This window comes from Mannheimia bovis (assembly GCF_014541205.1).
Classification (GTDB): Bacteria; Pseudomonadota; Gammaproteobacteria; order Enterobacterales; family Pasteurellaceae; genus Mannheimia; species Mannheimia bovis.
In genome coordinates this window covers 1,562,710-1,579,421 of record NZ_CP061280.1, presented here as the reverse complement: position 1 = coordinate 1,579,421, position 16,712 = coordinate 1,562,710, and the positions used below count along the sequence as shown (strand labels likewise).

The following is a 16,712-nucleotide window of genomic DNA, read 5'->3' as shown; positions in this document are numbered from 1 at the left end:
CACCGCTTGCCGGTTGATTACTCGCTGAATTGAGGTGGGTTAAACACCGCTACTTCGGGAGCTTCCAGCTCAAATTTCTCTACCTGAACGGTTGTAGTATTCGGTGCATTGCCCTGCCCTAGTTTTGATGAACCATCATTTTTAGTTAGCACATTTGGATTACCGTTTAAGCATAAAGTGTTTGGTTGGCTTAAATCTTGTGGGGCGTACCAACCTCCTTCATAAAGAGCAACAGTGCCTTTGATAATGCCATCACTAACCACCGCACCTGCCAATACTTGTCCGCGTTTGTTAAAAATTCGCACAATATCACCGCTTGTAATGCCTCGTTCAGCGGCATCTTGAGTATGAATCAACACCGGCTCTCGTCCGTTTACTTCGTAATATTGACGAAGTGAAGAATAGGCTAACTGGCTATGTAAGCGGTATTTAATATGTGGTGTTACTAACGCAAGAGGTTCAACTTCGTTTGTTTTGCCCGAATATTCTTGATGCTCAAACCACGTTGGATGCCCTTTGCAATCATCGTAATTCATATTCGCTACGGTTTCAGAGAAAATCTCGATTTTGCCTGATGGTGTTGCCAGTTTGTGCTTAATCGGGTCATTACGATAATCTTGATAGCGAACAAAAGTGTTATTTTGATTTTCTGTTTCAAAACTGAGCACTTTGTTTTCTGTCCAAAATTCATCAAAGGTTGGGAATGGCGTATTGATTTTTTCTGCTGCATCATAGGCAATTTGGTAGAACTCTTTCAACCAATCCATTTCGCTCTTACCTTCGGTGAACTCTTGCTCTTTGCCTGCTCGTTTCGCCAACTCGGCAAAAATATCGTAGTCGTTTTTTGCCTCAAACTGCGGCGGAACGACTTGTTTCATTGGGATGATATGTTTCACCACATAATCCCCGGCTACGGTTAAATCGTTTCGTTCATAGCTTGTGGTAGCCGGTAGTACAATATCTGCCATTCGGGCGGTTGGCGTCCAGTAACATTCATTAACGATCACGGTTTCAGGCTGATGCCACGCTTTTACCAAATAGTTGGTATCAGGGTGGTGAGCAAATGGATTTCCTCCTGCCCAATAGACTAATTTTACATCAGGGTAAACTAAAGTTTGCCCGTTGTAATCGTAAGTCTGATTTGGGTTAAGTAACGCATCAGCAATACGAGCAACCGGGAAAAACGGCATATTCAGGTTTGGCTTACCTGCATTTATTGCCCCTAAACGAATACCGGAATTAGCATTTAATCCGTTAGTAGAATAGCGATAATTTAAACCAAAACCACCACCTGGCAAGCCAATCTGCCCTAGCATTGCGGCAAGGGTAACTAACGCCCAATGGCTCTGCTCGCCGTGTTGCAAACGTTGCAAGCCCCAGCCTGACATCAGCATTGTTCGATTGGCGATAAAGGCGTGAGCCAATTCTTTAATTGTTTCCGCATCAATGCCACAAATTTTGCTCGCCCATTCAGCCGTTTTTGGTTGATTATCGGTTTTTCCTAACACATAATCGGCAAATTGCTCGAAACCGACGGTATATTTCGCTAAAAAGTCGTGATCGTGCTTGTTCTCACTAATTAAAGTGTGAGCGATACCCAGTATCAATGCAACATCAGTACCTGTATTAATTGGCAACCACTCTGCCTCTAAAAATTGGCAGGTTTCACTTTTTACAGGGTCGATACAAATAATACGTTTGCCGCTGGCTTTGATTTTAGCCAGATAATCAATGCCTTCCGGTTCGGCAGATGTCCACGCAATGCGTAAAGTATTGAGTGGGTTAGACGACCAAATCACCAATAATTCTGTATTTTCTACAATTGTATGCCAACTGGTTTGTTGAGCATAAACTTCAATATTCCCTAGCACATAAGGCATCATCACTTGTACCGCACCGGTGGAATAATCGCCTTTGCTATTTATAAAACCACCCGTTACATTTAAGTAACGTTGCAACAGTGTGCGAGAAGCGTGTAATGAGCCACAACTATACCAGCCGTAAGAGCCACCAAAAATCGATTCGCTACCGTATTGTTGGCGAACACGTTGAATTTCATTTGAAACAAGCTCAAAGGCTTTATCCCAAGAAACTCTCACCCATTCATCTCGCCCACGCAAGGTAGTGTCTTTATCACCTTCTAAGTAGCCTTTTCTAACCATCGGATACTTAACTCGCACAGAGCTATAAAGCTGATCGGCAACCACATCTTGTAATTCGTTTTGATGATTTTTGGCTAAGCTACCTTCCGATCTCACTACTCTGCCATTTTCAAGGGCTACATTTAATGCCCCCCAGTGAGCTGCGGTCGTGATTGTGTTTTCTGGTTTGTCGAGAAAAACAAATTTGCCTTGTTCTAATGTTGTGTTCATTTAATTCGTGCCTTTATTTTATAAAATTGAATGGAATTTACTGGATTAAGCGGGAAGTTGCAACTGCAAGCGGTCGTTTTTTAATGAAAATTTGCAAATAAAAACCCACCTAAGAAGGTGGGCTTATTTATTCACTAAAGTGCGACTTGAACAATCACATTATCCGCTTTTTTCACATAACTATTAATTTGGTCAAAGTTCATATAGCGGTAAATGTCATCTTTGTTTTGTTGTAGGTCATTTACATAACCGAGATACTCTTCTGGTGTTGGTAATTTACCTAGCAAGGCTGAAACTGCCGCTAATTCTGCAGAGGCTAAATACACATTCGCTCCTTGTCCTAAGCGGTTCGGGAAGTTTCTCGTTGAAGTTGAAACCACGCTGGCGTTATTCGCTACGCGTGCTTGGTTACCCATACAGAGTGAGCAACCCGGCATTTCAACTCTTGCTCCACTTTTACCATAAATACTGTAATAGCCCTCTTCAGTTAACAATGCTGCATCCATTTTGGTTGGTGGAGCAATCCAAAGTTTGGTTGGTAACTCCCCTTTTACTTGGCTGAGTAATTTACCTGCCGCACGGAAGTGCCCGATATTAGTCATACAAGATCCGATAAAGACTTCATCAATTTTATCGCCTTGTACTTGAGAAAGCAGGCGAGCATCATCAGGGTCGTTCGGTACACAGACAATCGGCTCTTTGATTTCATCTAAGTTGATCTCAATAACTGCCGCATATTCCGCATTTTCATCTGCCTCTAACAACTGTGGATTATCCAACCACGCTTGCATATTGGCGATACGGCGTTCAAGGGTGCGTTTATCATCATAACCTTCGGCAATCATCCATTTTAAAAGCGTAATGTTAGAGTTTAGATACTCAATAATCGGCTCTTTGTTGAGCTTAATGGTACAAGCTGCAGCAGAACGTTCTGCAGAGGCATCTGAAAGCTCAAAGGCCTGCTCGATTTTCAGATCTTCCAACCCTTCAATCTCTAAAATGCGACCGGAGAAAATATTTTTCTTACCTTTTTTCTCAACGGTTAATAACCCTTGTTGAATAGCATAATAAGGAATAGCGTGTACTAAATCACGCAGCGTAATACCCGGCTGCATTGTGCCTGAAAAACGCACCAATACCGATTCCGGCATATCCAATGGCATTACTCCTGTTGCAGCGGCAAAAGCCACTAAACCTGAACCTGCTGGGAATGAGATACCGATTGGGAAACGGGTGTGAGAATCGCCACCTGTACCCACTGTATCAGGTAGTAGCATACGGTTTAACCAAGAGTGAATAACGCCATCACCCGGGCGAAGTGAAACACCACCACGGTTCATAATAAAATCAGGCAAGGTGTGATGTGTTACTACATCAACAGGTTTTGGGTAAGCAGCTGTGTGGCAGAATGATTGCATTACAAGATCTGCCGAGAAGCCTAAACAAGCTAAATCTTTTAGTTCGTCTCTCGTCATTGGACCTGTGGTATCTTGTGAGCCAACAGAAGTCATTCGTGGTTCACAATATTGACCCGGACGAACGCCTTCCACACCGCAAGCACGCCCCACCATTTTTTGTGCTAATGTATAACCTTTATCGCTATCTGAAATAGCTTGTGGTTTAATGAATACATCACTTTCCGGTAAACCAAGTGCAACTCTTGCTTTATGAGTTAAACCACGCCCGATAATCAGTGGAATTCGTCCGCCCGCTCGTACTTCATCAAGTAATACTTCCGTTTTTAGCTCAAATTCTGCTAATACTTCATCGGAATTATGTTTACGAATTTTGCCTTCGTAAGGATAAATATCAATTACATCACCCATATTGAGCCGGGTAACGTCTACCTCAATCGGCAATGAACCAGCATCCTCAAGCGTATTAAAGAAAATCGGAGCAATTTTACCGCCTAATACTATGCCACCGGCTCGTTTATTTGGAATGTATGGAATATCTTCCCCCATAAACCAAAGTACGGAGTTAGTTGCAGATTTACGAGAAGAGCCGGTTCCTACCACATCGCCTACATAAGCTAGAGGAAATCCTTTTTCTTTCAACGCTTCTAACTGTTTAATCGGACCAACGTGTCCGTTGTCATCAGGGAAAATGCCATCGCGTTCATTTTTCAACATTGCTTGGGCGTGAAGCGGAATATCAGGGCGAGACCACGCATCTTGGGCAGGGGAAAGGTCGTCTGTATTTGTTTCGCCTGTTACTTTAAATACGGTAACAGTCAGTTTTTCAGCAAGTTTTGGTCGAGAAGTAAACCAATCTGCATTTGCCCAAGATTCTAACACTTGTTTTGCAAATTCATTGCCATTTTCCGCACGCTCTTTTACATCGTGGAAATTATCAAACATTAATAAGGTTTTGGATAACGCCTCTACGGCAATCGGAGCAAGTTCCTGTTTATCCAATGCCAGCAACAATGTTTCAATATTATAACCACCCTGCATTGTACCTAATAATTTCACTGCGTGAGCGGGCGAAATAAGAGGAGATGCAGTTGCACCTTTTACAATATCCGCAAGAAATGCGGCTTTAACGTAAGCAGCTTCATCAACCCCTGCAGGGATACGATTTTCAAAAAGTTCCAATAAAAAGACCGCTTGTTCGGCAGGTGGATTTTTCAGTAACTCAACTAGCTGTGCGGTTTGTTCTGCAGTCAATGGCTGCGGAACAACACCTAATTTTGCACGTTCATCAACTTGTTGTTGATAATTTTCTATAAAATTTGCCATAACTTACTCCTTATCCTTGAGTTACATATTTGCAATAATGTCTTGTGCAAACTCAGATGTTGAGCGTAATGTTGCACCTTCTAGCATTTCAGCAAAATCAAAAGTGACTGTTTTATCTGCAATGGTTTTGGATACAGCTTTAACTACTAAGTCTGCAGCTTCAAGCCAACCTAAGTGGCGTAACATCATTTCCCCACTTAAAATTAATGAACCAGGATTACCTTTATTTTGCCCCGCAATTTTTGGTGCTGTACCGTGAGTAGCTTCAAAAATAGCTGCTTCATAACCGATATTCGCCCCCGGAGAAATACCTATTCCACCTACTTGAGCTGCTAACGCATCAGAAATATAGTCGCCGTTTAAGTTAAGTGTTGCAATTACATCATATTCTGCCGGGTGTAATAAAATTTCTTGCAAGAAAGCATCGGCAATGCTGTCTTTAATAATAATTTCTTCGCCTGTTTTCGGATTGGTTAAACTCATCCACGGACCTTTATCAATTAATTTAGCACCGAATTCTTCCGCAACTTGGTAGCCCCATTCTTTAAATGCTCCTTCGGTAAACTTCATAATATTACCTTTGTGAACTAAAGTGAGGGATTTACGATTATTATCAATCACATATTGTAACGCCGCACGCACTAAACGCTGAGTGCCTTGCTTGGAAACAGGCTTGATACCGATACCGCAATCTTCGGTAAAACGGATTTTCTTTACGCCCATTTCTTTTTGTAAAAACTCAATTACTTTATTTGCTTCAGGCGAACCGGCTACCCACTCAACCCCAGCGTAAATATCTTCTGAGTTTTCACGGAAAATCACCATATCAATTAATTCAGGGTGTTTAACCGGGCTTGGTGTACCATCATAATAACGGATTGGACGTAAGCAGTTATATAAATCTAAACCTTGACGCATTGCCACGTTTAAAGAACGAATACCACCGCCCACCGGGGTCATTAATGGACCTTTAATCGCAACGTGATATTGGCGAATAAGTTCTAAAGTTTCATCCGGCAACCAAGTATTTTCACCATAAAGTTTATTTGCTTTTTCGCCTGCATAAATTTCCATCCAAGCAATTTTACGCTTGCCTTGATAGGCTTTTTCAACCGCAGCATCTAACACTGCTTTCATCGCAGGGGTAACATCCACGCCGATGCCGTCGCCTTCAATAAAAGGAATAATAGGATTATCAGGAACTTGCAAAGAACCATCTTGGTTCAGTTGAATGGTTTCGCCTTGTGGAATTTGGACTTGTGTAGGCATTTTCTCCCCCTCGAATGACGAAAAATGAAATTTACAGTTTAATAACAAATCAACTATAAACAGTAAATACATAAATGTAAATAAAGAGAACTTCTCTAAATTAAGATTTGTGATCCAACGCACATTTTGTAAATGAATTATAAAAAAATATTGTTATTCTGTTAAAAATCATCTAGTTTATTGGTAAACCTAAATAAAAAAGGAGCATATATGTCAGCAGCAACATTAACACTAGAAACTGGTGAAAAAATTGAACTTACTATGAAAAAAGGTACGCTAGGGTATCAAAACGTAGATATTCAGCCTTTTTTAAAGCATAAATTGTTTGCTTACGATCCCGGTTTAGTTTCAACTGCCGTTTGTGAATCAAATATTACTTATGTGGATGGTGATGAAGGGGTTTTACTCTATCGAGGTTATCCAATCGACCAGCTTGCAAAACATTCTGACTATTTAGAAGTAAGTTATATGCTCTTATTTGGGCAAAGACCCACTAAAGAAGAATACAAAGATTTTGTTCAACTTATCAAAAAACATACACTGGTACACGAGCAACTCACAAAATTCTTCTCCGGTTTCCGTCGAGATTCTCACCCAATGGCGGTAATGTGTGGTGTAAGTGGTGCATTAGCTGCTTTCTATCACGACTCTATTGATGTAAATAACCAAGCTCACCGTGAACTCACCGCAATTCGCTTATTAGCTAAAATCCCAACCCTTGCTGCAATGTGTTACAAATACTCTATTGGTCAGCCGTTTATGTTCCCACAAAATCATTTATCTTATGCAGGCAACTTCTTATATATGATGTTTGCAACTCCTTGTGAGCCATACGAAGTAAACCCTGTATTAGAACGAGCATTAGACCGAATCTTTATTTTACACGCCGACCACGAACAAAATGCGTCTACCTCTACTGTGCGTACCGCAGCATCTTCCGGTGCGAACCCATTTGCTTGTATTGCAGCAGGTATTGCCTCTCTCTGGGGACCGGCTCACGGTGGTGCGAATGAAGCTTGTATCAATATGTTAGAAGAAATCGGCACAGTGGATCGTATTCCTGAGTTTATCGCCCGTGCGAAAGATAAAAATGATCCATTCCGTTTAATGGGCTTTGGTCACCGTGTTTATAAAAACTACGATCCACGTGCCAAAGTAATGCGTGAAACCTGCCACGAAGTATTAAAAGAGTTAAATATTGATAATCCATTATTTGAAGTTGCATTGGAATTAGAACGTATTGCGTTAAGTGATCCTTATTTCATTGAGCATAAACTTTATCCGAACGTAGACTTCTACTCCGGTATAGTACTAAAAGCAATCGGTATTCCGACTTCGATGTTTACAGTGATGTTCGCTTTAGCAAGAACCGTTGGCTGGATTGCCCACTGGAAAGAGATGTATCTACAAGGAAATATCAAAATCGTCCGCCCTCGCCAAATCTATACAGGCGAAACCAAACGTGATTTCGAACCGATGGATAAATCATAAGATTTGCAAAAAATTCAGTAAAATTGACCGCTTGTAAAAGTGGCAAAACAAAAGGCACAGAATAAAATCTGTGCCTTTAAGTTTTTACATTTAATTACGCTTGCGTATATTTCGGCTCTTTAAACACGGTCACTTCGGGTGCTTCGCCTTGGAATTTTTCCACTTGGACGATAGCCGTGTTCGGTGAGTTCGCTTGAGCAAGGTTAGAAGTTGCCTCGTCACGAGTTAAAACGTTCGGGCTACCGAATTTACATAACGGCTGTTCAGACTGACCTAAATCTGCCGGGTCGTACCAAGCCCCTTCGTGTAAACAGACTGTACCTTTAATAATGCCGTCTGTTACTACCGCACCGGCAAGCACTTGACCACGTTTATTGAATAAACGCACCACATCGCCATTTGCAATACCACGTGCTTTTGCATCTTCAGTGTGGATTAACACCGGCTCACGTCCTGCCACAGTGTATTTTTCACGCAGTGAAGTGTGGCAAAGTTGGCTGTGTAAGCGATAGTATGGGTGTGGCGTCACTAACGCTAATGGAGCCTCAGCTGTCACATTACCCGCAAATTCATCCGGCACGAACCAAGTTGGGTGACCTTTACAGTCATCGTAGTTCATTTTCGCCACTACATCAGAGAAAATCTCGATTTTGCCTGATGGTGTACCTAATGGATTTAATAACGGATCATTACGGAACTCTTCGTAGCGTACCCATTTTTTCGCTTTATCAGTCGCTTTGAAAGTAACCGGTTTGTTTTCTGACCAGAACTTATCGAAGTTTGGCATAATCACACGGTTTTTACGTGCCGCATCAAAGGCAGTTTGGTAGAAACCTTTTAACCAATCCATTTCGGTTTTGCCTTCGGTGAATTTGGCATCAACACCCGCACGTTTTGAAAGCTCGGTGAAAATATCGTAATCACTTTTCGCTTCAAATTGCGGCTCAACCACTTGTTTCATCGGGAAGATATTCATCATTGAATAGTCACCGGACATAGTAATATCATTACGCTCGTAGCTGGTAGTGGTTGGTAATACGATATCCGCCATACGTGCGGTTGGAGTCCAGTTCACTTCATTGACGATAATGGTTTCAGGTTTTTGCCACGCTTTCACTTGTTTGTTAGTATCTTGCAAGTGAGTGAATGGGTTACCACCCGCCCAGTACACTAATTTGATATCCGGATAAGTGATTTCCGTGCCGTTGAATTTGATGGTTTTGCCCGGATAGAGTAACGCATCTGCCACACGTGCTACAGGGAATGAGAATTTAGATGCATCGTCTAACCAAGATTTTTCACCTGCTTCGGCAGAGGTTGCCGTGATTGAGCCGATAATACCGCCCGTTGCACTTGGCACACCACCGTTTGCATAGTGGTAGCTGAAACCAAAACCACCGCCCGGCAAGCCGATTTGACCTAACATTGAAGCAAGGGTGACTAACATCCAGTGCGTTTGTTCACCGTGGCGTTGGCGTTGCATACCCCAACCGCCCATTAACATCGTGCGTTTAGACGAGAAATCTGCCGCTAATTGTTTAATGGTTTCTGCCGGTACGCCGGTGATTTTTGCTGCCCATTCCGCATCTTTCGGCTGATTGTCTTCTTTACCTAATAAGTAAGTTTCAAAATGCTCGAAGCCTTTCGTGTATTTTTTCAGGAACGCTTGATCATGTTTGCCTTGGGTCACTAAGGTGTGTGCGATACCCATCATCAACGCTACATCTGTTGCGGTGTTAGTTGGGATCCACTCTGCGCCTAAGAATTGGCAGGTTTCACTTTTCACTGGGTCAATACAGATCACACGTTTGCCGCTAGCTTTCAGTTTGGTTAAGTATTCGATACCGTGCTGGTCGGTTGAGGTCCAAGCATTACGTAAGGTTGTGAATGGGTTAGCCGCCCAGAATACTACGATTTCGCTGTTTTCTAATACGACTTCCCAGCTGGTTTGCTGTTCGTAAACTTCAATCGTACCTAAAACGTGTGGCATAATCACCTGTGCCGCACCAGTTGAAAGGTCACCTTTCACACCCACGAAGCCGCCAGTTAAGTTTAAGTAACGGTGTAATAAGGTACGAGCAGCGTGTAATGCACCTGAGCTGTACCAACCGTAAGAACCAGCGAAAATACCGCTTGCACCGTGTGCATCGGTTACGCGTTTCACTTCGCCTGCGACTAAATCTAACGCTTTGTCCCAAGAAACGCGTACCCACTCGTCACGTCCACGCAAAGTAGTGTCTTTATTACCTTCCAAATAGCCTTTACGCACCATCGGATATTTCACACGAGCTTCTGAATAAAGCTGATCAGGCACAACGCTTTGTAGTTCATTTTCAATGGTCATCGGCATCGCACCAGCAGATTTTACTGCTTTACCGTTTTCCACGACTACCCCAATCGGACCCCAGTGTGCAGCGGTAAATACTGTTTCCATTCCTGCTGCTTTAGCACTTGTAGAAACTAATGCTCCTACAACACCGGTTGTGCTAGTCGCTAGACCTGCACCGGCTGCTAAGCCTAGTGATGAATTTTTTAGAAAACCACGACGACTTGCGTCAATTTTGCCTTGTTTTTTCATAATAAACCTCATTTGAAGTTAAGTTAAAAAAGACACCTTTCTAAAATCGAGTGGATAAACAATTTCTTACTTATCCAGGTAAAGCATTTGCAAAACTTACAGAAAATATTACCGCTTGTATTGCATCTTTACGGCTTGCTACCATATCCAAGGACTTAGGATCACAAGCTCGGTATCAAGAAGATTAATGGGAACTGCCTGCAACGTCTTTTGCATTACGTTGCAAATAAATCGTGACTGCACGCACATCATCAGCGGTCATTGAAGTGCGGTCTTTCATTGAGTTCACTACGCCAATCCACTGATTAGCAGTATAGTGATCGGCACCTATTGCTGCGTGGCAACCGCTACAATGTGTTTGGTTTAAGTTATTGCCGAAAGCGTTAAGTGCCGCAACATTGGCTGTTACACTATTTTTATCGGCGAGTACTTCAAAGCTGATCTCTTTCCAGTCAGAGTCAGTTACGCTATCGTGAACGGTTTGTTTTAAGGTGACTTTTTTCTGTTCTTCATCGCCAAGTAATGCCACCATAATGCGTTGCCCCATTCCGGCATAGACTACGCTTTCTGCACCGACTTGTTGCCAACCTTTAACAGTGGCTTTCACTTTACCGTTTTCTTCTTTCCAATCATTTAGTTCTGCAAACGGCATTAAACGAGCCTCACCTCCTTGTGCGAATTGCACGGTATTCATTGCAAGAGAATAGAGGGTTTTATCGCTACCGTTAAATTCTGCACCGTGTTTAGATAACTCGCCTGCTGCGGCAGCATTATCCACCGGCATTTCAGGTAAGAAGTGAGCAATACCTTTATGGCAATCAATACAGGTTTGGTTAGTTTCTTGAGCAAGTTTGTGCATTTTCTGTGCAGCTTCTTTTTGCTCTGAAAGCACCATTGCATCAAAACTATGGCAAGAGCGGCAGGTCGCAGAATCTGTTTCTTTCATATCCTCCCACACACGCTGTGCCATTTCTAAACGGTGGGCTTCATAGGCTTCTTGGTCAGGAAGTTTATTAGTAACAAAGGTATGCCACACATCTTTTAAAGCAACCACTTTCGCTTTGAAATAATGCAAGCCATCTTGCGGAACGTGACAGTCGGAACACTCGGCACGAATCCCTTTGCGGTTAGAGAAATGCACACTACCTTCCCATTCTGCTTGCGGGTGAGTCATTGAATGACAGCTGACACAAAATTCAGTCGAATTCGTGGTTTTCATCGCATATTGCGAACCACCTAAAACGGCAGCACCAAGCCCCATAATGCCAATAAAAGCGGCTATTTTTTTCATCTTAGACATATAACTACCCCCACTAAAAAACGCTAAAAATTAAAGACGAAGGCATTTTATTAACTCATTAGAGTTATAAACAATAAGTAAAAATACGTATTAACTCAAAAGAGTTAATGAAGTTTGATCTAAGGCAAAAATAACAAATAAAAAAGGGAGAAAACTCTCCCTCAATATCATTTATAAGAAAACCAAGCAGGTAGCACAAATTGTGAATCAGCAAATAACTCAGGTGCAATTACCGCACTTCTGCCTTGCTGAATTTGATAGACAAGCTGTGGCAAGCTAATAGATAAGTCTTTTGTTTCCGGATAAGTCAAACCGATTTGGCTATCGGTATTAAAATAATAAGTGCCATTTACGCCATAATGCGGTTGCTGACGAATAATATTTGAAACTGCTTTAAAATGGCGAGGCGATACACTTTGCTTCCAAGCGTTTGCTAAAATATTAGCTTGATCATAAGCAATACTGGCTTGTGAATAGGTTGGTTTTCGCTCGAATAACTGCTCATAGCACCGGCAAAATTGCTGCCCTAAATAGTTATTGCTTAAGCCACTATTGGTACTCCACAACACCCCCTCACAAGGTTGCTCGTGTGGTAAAAACGCAGAAGGTGCGTAAATACTGTAGATAATTGCATTAGTCGGATTTTCAATAAAGGCTTGATGAAAATGGACAATATCTTCCGCAAAATAAGAAGCAAGTACGATAATAGAGGGCGAAATATTATGAATTTGCTGCATCAGATGTTGATAAGCAGCAGGCTCTTGTTCCAGCTCTACATATTCAATATTCCAACCTTGTTTATGCAAATTGTGCGATAAATTATCGATACCAATATCCACTTTTTGCCATTTCACACTTACGATCATCACCGTTTTATTTTGCATAAAATCGGCATAATAATAACGGTAATATTGCAGAAAATTTAAAATACCCAAGCTATAAGTAACATCGCTCGCACACACTTGGAACATATTCTCAATTCGCTTATTTGGCAAATTCTGTGCAAGTTTATTTGAACCGCTATGAGTAGCAATATGTAAATAAGGAATGCCTTCGGTTGCAATCAGTTCGTGAACTTCGGGCAAATAACAAGCATAGGCGGTAGAAATCGCATCAACTTCTTGATCGAACAACACATTATAAGCATTTAATATGCTGGATTTATCCTCTACACAAAAACCGGCAGTGGCAATTTGTACTTCTCGCCCATTAATACCGCCTTGCCGATTTATATTTTCTACTGCAAGTTGTGTACCATTAAGCAACTCTTTGGTATCAATTTGACCAATTCCTTGTTCCACATACGGCACACCAAGAATAATAGGGCGATAGCTATAATTATTAATCGAAAAGGTTGCAGGTTCATTCATTACAAGCGGTCGTTTTTCATTTGTAATTTGCAAAGCGAGTTGTTCGATTTTAAAAGTGGCAAGAATAGATTGTTCTATGTTGCCCGGTGTCGGTAAGCAGATTAAATTTTCAGTAATGGCAAAAACAGCCAGTAGCGTTCGATTTTCTATTTTTGTTTTAGCAAAAATATTCTCAATGTGCTTATCAACCGTGCGTTTACTGATATTCAATAAATTGGCAATCTCTTCATTACTCAGTCCACTGCTGATTAACATTAATAGCTCAATTTCTCGCTTGCTCAGTTCAAACGGTAATGAGCTCTGCTCTACGTGTATTAAAGTAAACTCCTGATGGCGTTTTAACAGAACTTTAAGCCAGTGTTGAGTAGGCAAACAATAGAAAAAAGATAATGAAATTTGGTCTGAATAGAGAAACGCTTGAGCATAAAGGCAGAGTTGTTTTAACTGTGTTAAATACGCTACTCCGGCTTTATTTTCCCATTCTAGAACCTTGCCTTGCTTATTAATCAAGCAAGACCATTGATTATTTTCAGTCATTCTTTTTTCCTAGGCAAAAAATTACCAGACTAAAATAACAAAATTACCTATTCAAAAAAATGATATAAATCAAACTAACCTGATTTAGTTACGATCTCCGTTTAAAATATACCACTATATACCTCTTGCGTAATCGGCATTCTCCCCCTACAATAAACCCAATTTTATTAAGACTCCGAGCATTATTTCCTAACTCTAAAAATTAAAGACAAATTTTTGATATGGAATTTATGCCAGTAACAGTTTAGCTGTTCAAAGGATAACTTAGAAATGAGTTGTCCTCTCGTGTTTAGAAAGGTGTCAAATGCAATCTATTATCCCAATTAAAAACGTGGGTAATGATGTGGTTTCTGGGCTTGTTGATCGTTTTCAGCGTCAATATACCTATTTGAGGCTCTCTATTACCGATGTTTGCAACTTCCGTTGTAACTATTGCTTACCCGATGGCTATAAACCGCCTTCGCATAAGCAAACATTCCTAAGTGTTGATGAAATTCAACGCATCGCTAAAGCCTTCGCTAATCTAGGTACAGAGAAAATCCGTATTACAGGTGGCGAGCCTACTTTACGCAAAGATTTTGCTGAAATTGCCCATACCCTTTCACAAACTGCAGGTATCCGCAAAGTTGCATTAACCACCAACGGCTACAGAATGGAACGTGATGTTGCACTTTGGCAGCAAGCCGGCATTACTGATATTAACGTGAGTGTTGATAGTTTAGATACTCGTCAATTCCAATTAATTACCGGCGAAAACAAACTAAAATCGATTTTAAATGGTATTGATAGAGCTTTTGAAATTGGCTATAAAAAAATCAAAGTTAATGCCGTGTTAATGAAACAATACACCGCTCACGAGTTGGATAATTTCCTTGCTTGGATTAAAGATAAACCAATCCAAATGCGTTTTATCGAACTGATGGAAACAGGTGAAATGGGTAGCTTTTTCAAAAAGCAACACCTTTCAGGTCAATCGGTAATGGAACGTTTGCTAAGAGAAGGTTGGCAGCTACAGCCTAAAGCGATATCAGATGGACCTGCAAAAGTGCTATCTCACCCGGATTACCAAGGCGAGATTGGCTTGATTATGCCTTATGAAAAGAATTTCTGTGCCTCGTGCAACCGCCTGCGAGTGTCAGCCTTAGGTAAACTTCATCTCTGCCTATTTGGCGAGGAAGGGATTGATATTCGTGATTTATTACAATCAGACGATCAACAATTGCAGCTTGAAACTCGCTTGAAATCGGCTTTACAAGGCAAACGAGAGCATCACTATTTGCACATTGGCGATAGTGGCGTGAGAAATAACTTATCTTCTATTGGCGGCTAAAAACAGCAATCAAGCGGTCAGATTTTTATCATTTTTTGCAAATCAAATATTATGAATCAATTTACACACATTAATAATAATGGCGAAGCCAATATGGTTGATGTTTCAATGAAGCAAGAAACCGTCCGTGTTGCTCGTGCCGAAGCCTTTGTACGAATGAATGCAGAAACCTTGCAGATGATCATCAGCGGTAATCATCATAAAGGCGATGTATTCGCTACAGCCCGAATTGCAGGGATTCAAGCAGCAAAAAGAACGTGGGAGCTTATTCCCCTTTGCCATCCTTTATTACTATCTAAAGTAGAAGTTCAGCTTGAAGCGTTACCTGAAACCAACCAAGTTCGCATTGAATCGCTTTGTAAACTCTCCGGGAAAACCGGCGTAGAAATGGAAGCCTTAACTGCAGCAAGCGTGGCGGCTCTTACTATCTATGATATGTGTAAGGCGGTGCAAAAAGATATGGTGATTGAAAATGTCCGCTTATTACATAAAAGCGGTGGCAAATCAGGAGATTTCAACGTTGATTAAAGTATTATTTTTCGCTCAAGTGCGTGAACTTGTGGCAACGGATATGTTAGAAGTGGAAGCCAATTTTGCTACAGCAGAAGAATTGCGTGAGCATTTAAGCCAACAAGGTAAAAAATGGCAACTTGCATTAGAAAAAGGCAAATTATTAGTGGCAATCAACCAAACGATTTCCTCGCTAGACAGCCCAATTAAAGATGGCGATGAAGTTGCTTTTTTCCCACCGGTAACAGGGGGTTAAATGAATTCCACCTTAATAGAAGTGCAAGAAACTGAATTTGACCAAAACCATATTTACCGTTGGCTAAGTGAACATCATTCTGTTGGGGCAACCACACTTTTTATCGGCAAAGTGCGTGAAATGAATTTGGGTGATAATGTTTCGGGCTTATATCTTGAACACTACCCTGCAATGACGAAAAAAGCCCTACAAGAAATTGTAGATGAAGCTCGTACCCGTTGGGATATTCAGCGTGTTGCGGTTATCCACCGTATCGGGCAACTTCATACAGGCGATGAAATTGTGTTAGTGGGAGTGAGTTCTGCCCACCGAGGCGATGCCTACCACGCCAACGAGTTTATTATGGATTACCTCAAAACCCGAGCCCCATTTTGGAAACGTGAGCAAACCCAAGAGGGCGAACGCTGGATTGAAGGGCGTGACAGCGACCAACAAGCGGCTGAAAAATGGAAATAATGTGTAAAAGGTAACCCAATGGAAAATTTATACATCGACTTACAAATCGCCTGCGAAAACAGCGAAAACTTACCGAGCGAAGCTCAATTCTACACTTGGGTGCACAAAGCCCTTGCAATGCAAGCGAAAACCGAAGATTTCCCCGAAACGGAAATCACCATTCGCATTGTAGATGAAGCGGAAAGCCACGAGCTGAATTTAACCTACCGAGGCAAAGACAAGCCTACCAATGTGCTTTCTTTTCCGTTTGAAGTGCCTGAAGGCATTAAAATGCCGCTCTTGGGCGATTTGGTGATCTGCCGTCAAGTGATGGAAAAAGAAGCTCAAGAACAACAAAAACCGTTAGAGGCTCATTGGGCTCATTTAGCCATTCACGGCACACTTCACTTATTGGGGTACGACCATTTGACCGATGAAGAAGCTGAAGAAATGGAAAGTTTAGAGACGGAAATTATGCAAAGTTTGGGTTACGAAGATCCGTATATTTCAGAAAAAGAATAGA

The 16,712-nt window shown here is 41.5% G+C and carries 12 protein-coding genes and 2 riboswitches; of the genes, 6 read left to right on the top strand and 6 right to left on the bottom strand.

The window, feature by feature from the left end; translation table 11 throughout:
• Positions 1–17: 17 nt before the first annotated feature.
• The 3 genes from ICJ55_RS07830 to icd form a co-directional block, all read right to left on the bottom strand.
• Entirely contained in the window at positions 18–2,372 is a 2,355-nt protein-coding gene (locus tag ICJ55_RS07830; RefSeq protein ID WP_188156303.1) for a molybdopterin guanine dinucleotide-containing S/N-oxide reductase, read from the bottom strand.
• A 134-nt stretch (positions 2,373–2,506) separates the two neighbouring features.
• Positions 2,507–5,113 (bottom strand): bifunctional aconitate hydratase 2/2-methylisocitrate dehydratase, encoded by a 2,607-nt coding sequence (acnB, locus tag ICJ55_RS07825; protein ID WP_188156302.1) that lies wholly within the window; start codon positions 5,111–5,113, stop codon positions 2,507–2,509.
• A 21-nt stretch (positions 5,114–5,134) separates the two neighbouring features.
• A complete protein-coding gene (gene icd / locus ICJ55_RS07820; RefSeq protein WP_188156301.1) occupies positions 5,135–6,382 on the bottom strand; it encodes an NADP-dependent isocitrate dehydrogenase in 1,248 nt (415 codons plus the stop codon).
• A gap of 210 nt (positions 6,383–6,592) precedes the next feature.
• Here icd and ICJ55_RS07815 point away from each other — a divergent pair, with 210 nt between their 5' ends.
• Positions 6,593–7,873 carry a citrate synthase gene (locus tag ICJ55_RS07815; RefSeq protein WP_188156300.1) on the top strand — a complete coding sequence of 427 codons (1,281 nt, stop codon included), beginning with the start codon at positions 6,593–6,595 and terminating at the stop codon, positions 7,871–7,873.
• A 94-nt stretch (positions 7,874–7,967) separates the two neighbouring features.
• Here ICJ55_RS07815 and torA read toward each other — a convergent pair whose 3' ends face one another.
• From torA to ICJ55_RS07800, 3 genes are all read right to left on the bottom strand, one after another.
• Positions 7,968–10,451 (bottom strand): trimethylamine-N-oxide reductase TorA, encoded by a 2,484-nt coding sequence (torA, locus tag ICJ55_RS07810; protein ID WP_188156299.1) that lies wholly within the window; start codon positions 10,449–10,451, stop codon positions 7,968–7,970.
• A gap of 17 nt (positions 10,452–10,468) precedes the next feature.
• Positions 10,469–10,638: riboswitch (molybdenum cofactor riboswitch) on the bottom strand.
• On the bottom strand, positions 10,636–11,751 hold the full coding sequence (locus ICJ55_RS07805; RefSeq protein ID WP_188156298.1) for a NapC/NirT family cytochrome c: 1,116 nt from the start codon (positions 11,749–11,751) through the stop codon (positions 10,636–10,638). Its footprint overlaps the riboswitch before it by 3 nt.
• 167 nt (positions 11,752–11,918) lie before the next feature.
• Positions 11,919–13,658 carry a LuxR C-terminal-related transcriptional regulator gene (locus tag ICJ55_RS07800; RefSeq protein ID WP_188156297.1) on the bottom strand — a complete coding sequence of 580 codons (1,740 nt, stop codon included), beginning with the start codon at positions 13,656–13,658 and terminating at the stop codon, positions 11,919–11,921.
• 161 nt (positions 13,659–13,819) lie between these two features.
• Positions 13,820–13,974: riboswitch (molybdenum cofactor riboswitch) on the top strand.
• On the opposite strand from ICJ55_RS07800, the gene moaA reads away from it, so the two are divergent.
• The 5 genes from moaA (at position 13,963) to ybeY (ending at position 16,711) form a co-directional block, all read left to right on the top strand.
• The gene (gene moaA / locus ICJ55_RS07795) at positions 13,963–14,988 is read left to right on the top strand and encodes a GTP 3',8-cyclase MoaA (RefSeq protein WP_188156296.1); all 1,026 of its coding nucleotides are present in this window, start codon (positions 13,963–13,965) and stop codon (positions 14,986–14,988) included. (Overlaps the previous riboswitch by 12 nt.)
• Before the next feature lie 51 nt (positions 14,989–15,039).
• Positions 15,040–15,516: a cyclic pyranopterin monophosphate synthase MoaC gene (gene moaC / locus ICJ55_RS07790; protein WP_188156295.1), complete on the top strand. Its 477-nt coding sequence runs from the start codon at positions 15,040–15,042 to the stop codon at positions 15,514–15,516.
• Positions 15,509–15,754 (top strand): molybdopterin synthase sulfur carrier subunit, encoded by a 246-nt coding sequence (gene moaD / locus ICJ55_RS07785; RefSeq protein WP_188156294.1) that lies wholly within the window; start codon positions 15,509–15,511, stop codon positions 15,752–15,754. The genes moaC and moaD overlap by 8 nt, the downstream gene beginning before the upstream one ends.
• Positions 15,755–16,210 carry a molybdopterin synthase catalytic subunit MoaE gene (gene moaE / locus ICJ55_RS07780; protein WP_188156293.1) on the top strand — a complete coding sequence of 152 codons (456 nt, stop codon included), beginning with the start codon at positions 15,755–15,757 and terminating at the stop codon, positions 16,208–16,210.
• Positions 16,211–16,228: 18 nt separating this feature from the next.
• Positions 16,229–16,711, top strand: a complete 483-nt coding sequence (gene ybeY / locus ICJ55_RS07775; RefSeq protein WP_188156292.1) for an rRNA maturation RNase YbeY — start codon at positions 16,229–16,231, stop codon at positions 16,709–16,711.
• Position 16,712 lies beyond the last annotated feature (1 nt).

Bases quoted from the DNA above. Each gene is read 5' to 3' on its own strand.
- ICJ55_RS07830 (WP_188156303.1), bottom strand. From the start codon at position 2,372: ATGAACACAACATTAGAACAAGGCAAATTTGTTTTTCTCGACAAACCA.
- acnB (WP_188156302.1), bottom strand. From the start codon at position 5,113: ATGGCAAATTTTATAGAAAATTATCAACAACAAGTTGATGAACGTGCA.
- icd (WP_188156301.1), bottom strand. From the start codon at position 6,382: ATGCCTACACAAGTCCAAATTCCACAAGGCGAAACCATTCAACTGAAC.
- ICJ55_RS07815 (WP_188156300.1), top strand. From the start codon at position 6,593: ATGTCAGCAGCAACATTAACACTAGAAACTGGTGAAAAAATTGAACTT.
- torA (WP_188156299.1), bottom strand. From the start codon at position 10,451: ATGAAAAAACAAGGCAAAATTGACGCAAGTCGTCGTGGTTTTCTAAAA.
- ICJ55_RS07805 (WP_188156298.1), bottom strand. From the start codon at position 11,751: ATGTCTAAGATGAAAAAAATAGCCGCTTTTATTGGCATTATGGGGCTT.
- ICJ55_RS07800 (WP_188156297.1), bottom strand. From the start codon at position 13,658: ATGACTGAAAATAATCAATGGTCTTGCTTGATTAATAAGCAAGGCAAG.
- moaA (WP_188156296.1), top strand. From the start codon at position 13,963: ATGCAATCTATTATCCCAATTAAAAACGTGGGTAATGATGTGGTTTCT.
- moaC (WP_188156295.1), top strand. From the start codon at position 15,040: ATGAATCAATTTACACACATTAATAATAATGGCGAAGCCAATATGGTT.
- moaE (WP_188156293.1), top strand. From the start codon at position 15,755: ATGAATTCCACCTTAATAGAAGTGCAAGAAACTGAATTTGACCAAAAC.
- ybeY (WP_188156292.1), top strand. From the start codon at position 16,229: ATGGAAAATTTATACATCGACTTACAAATCGCCTGCGAAAACAGCGAA.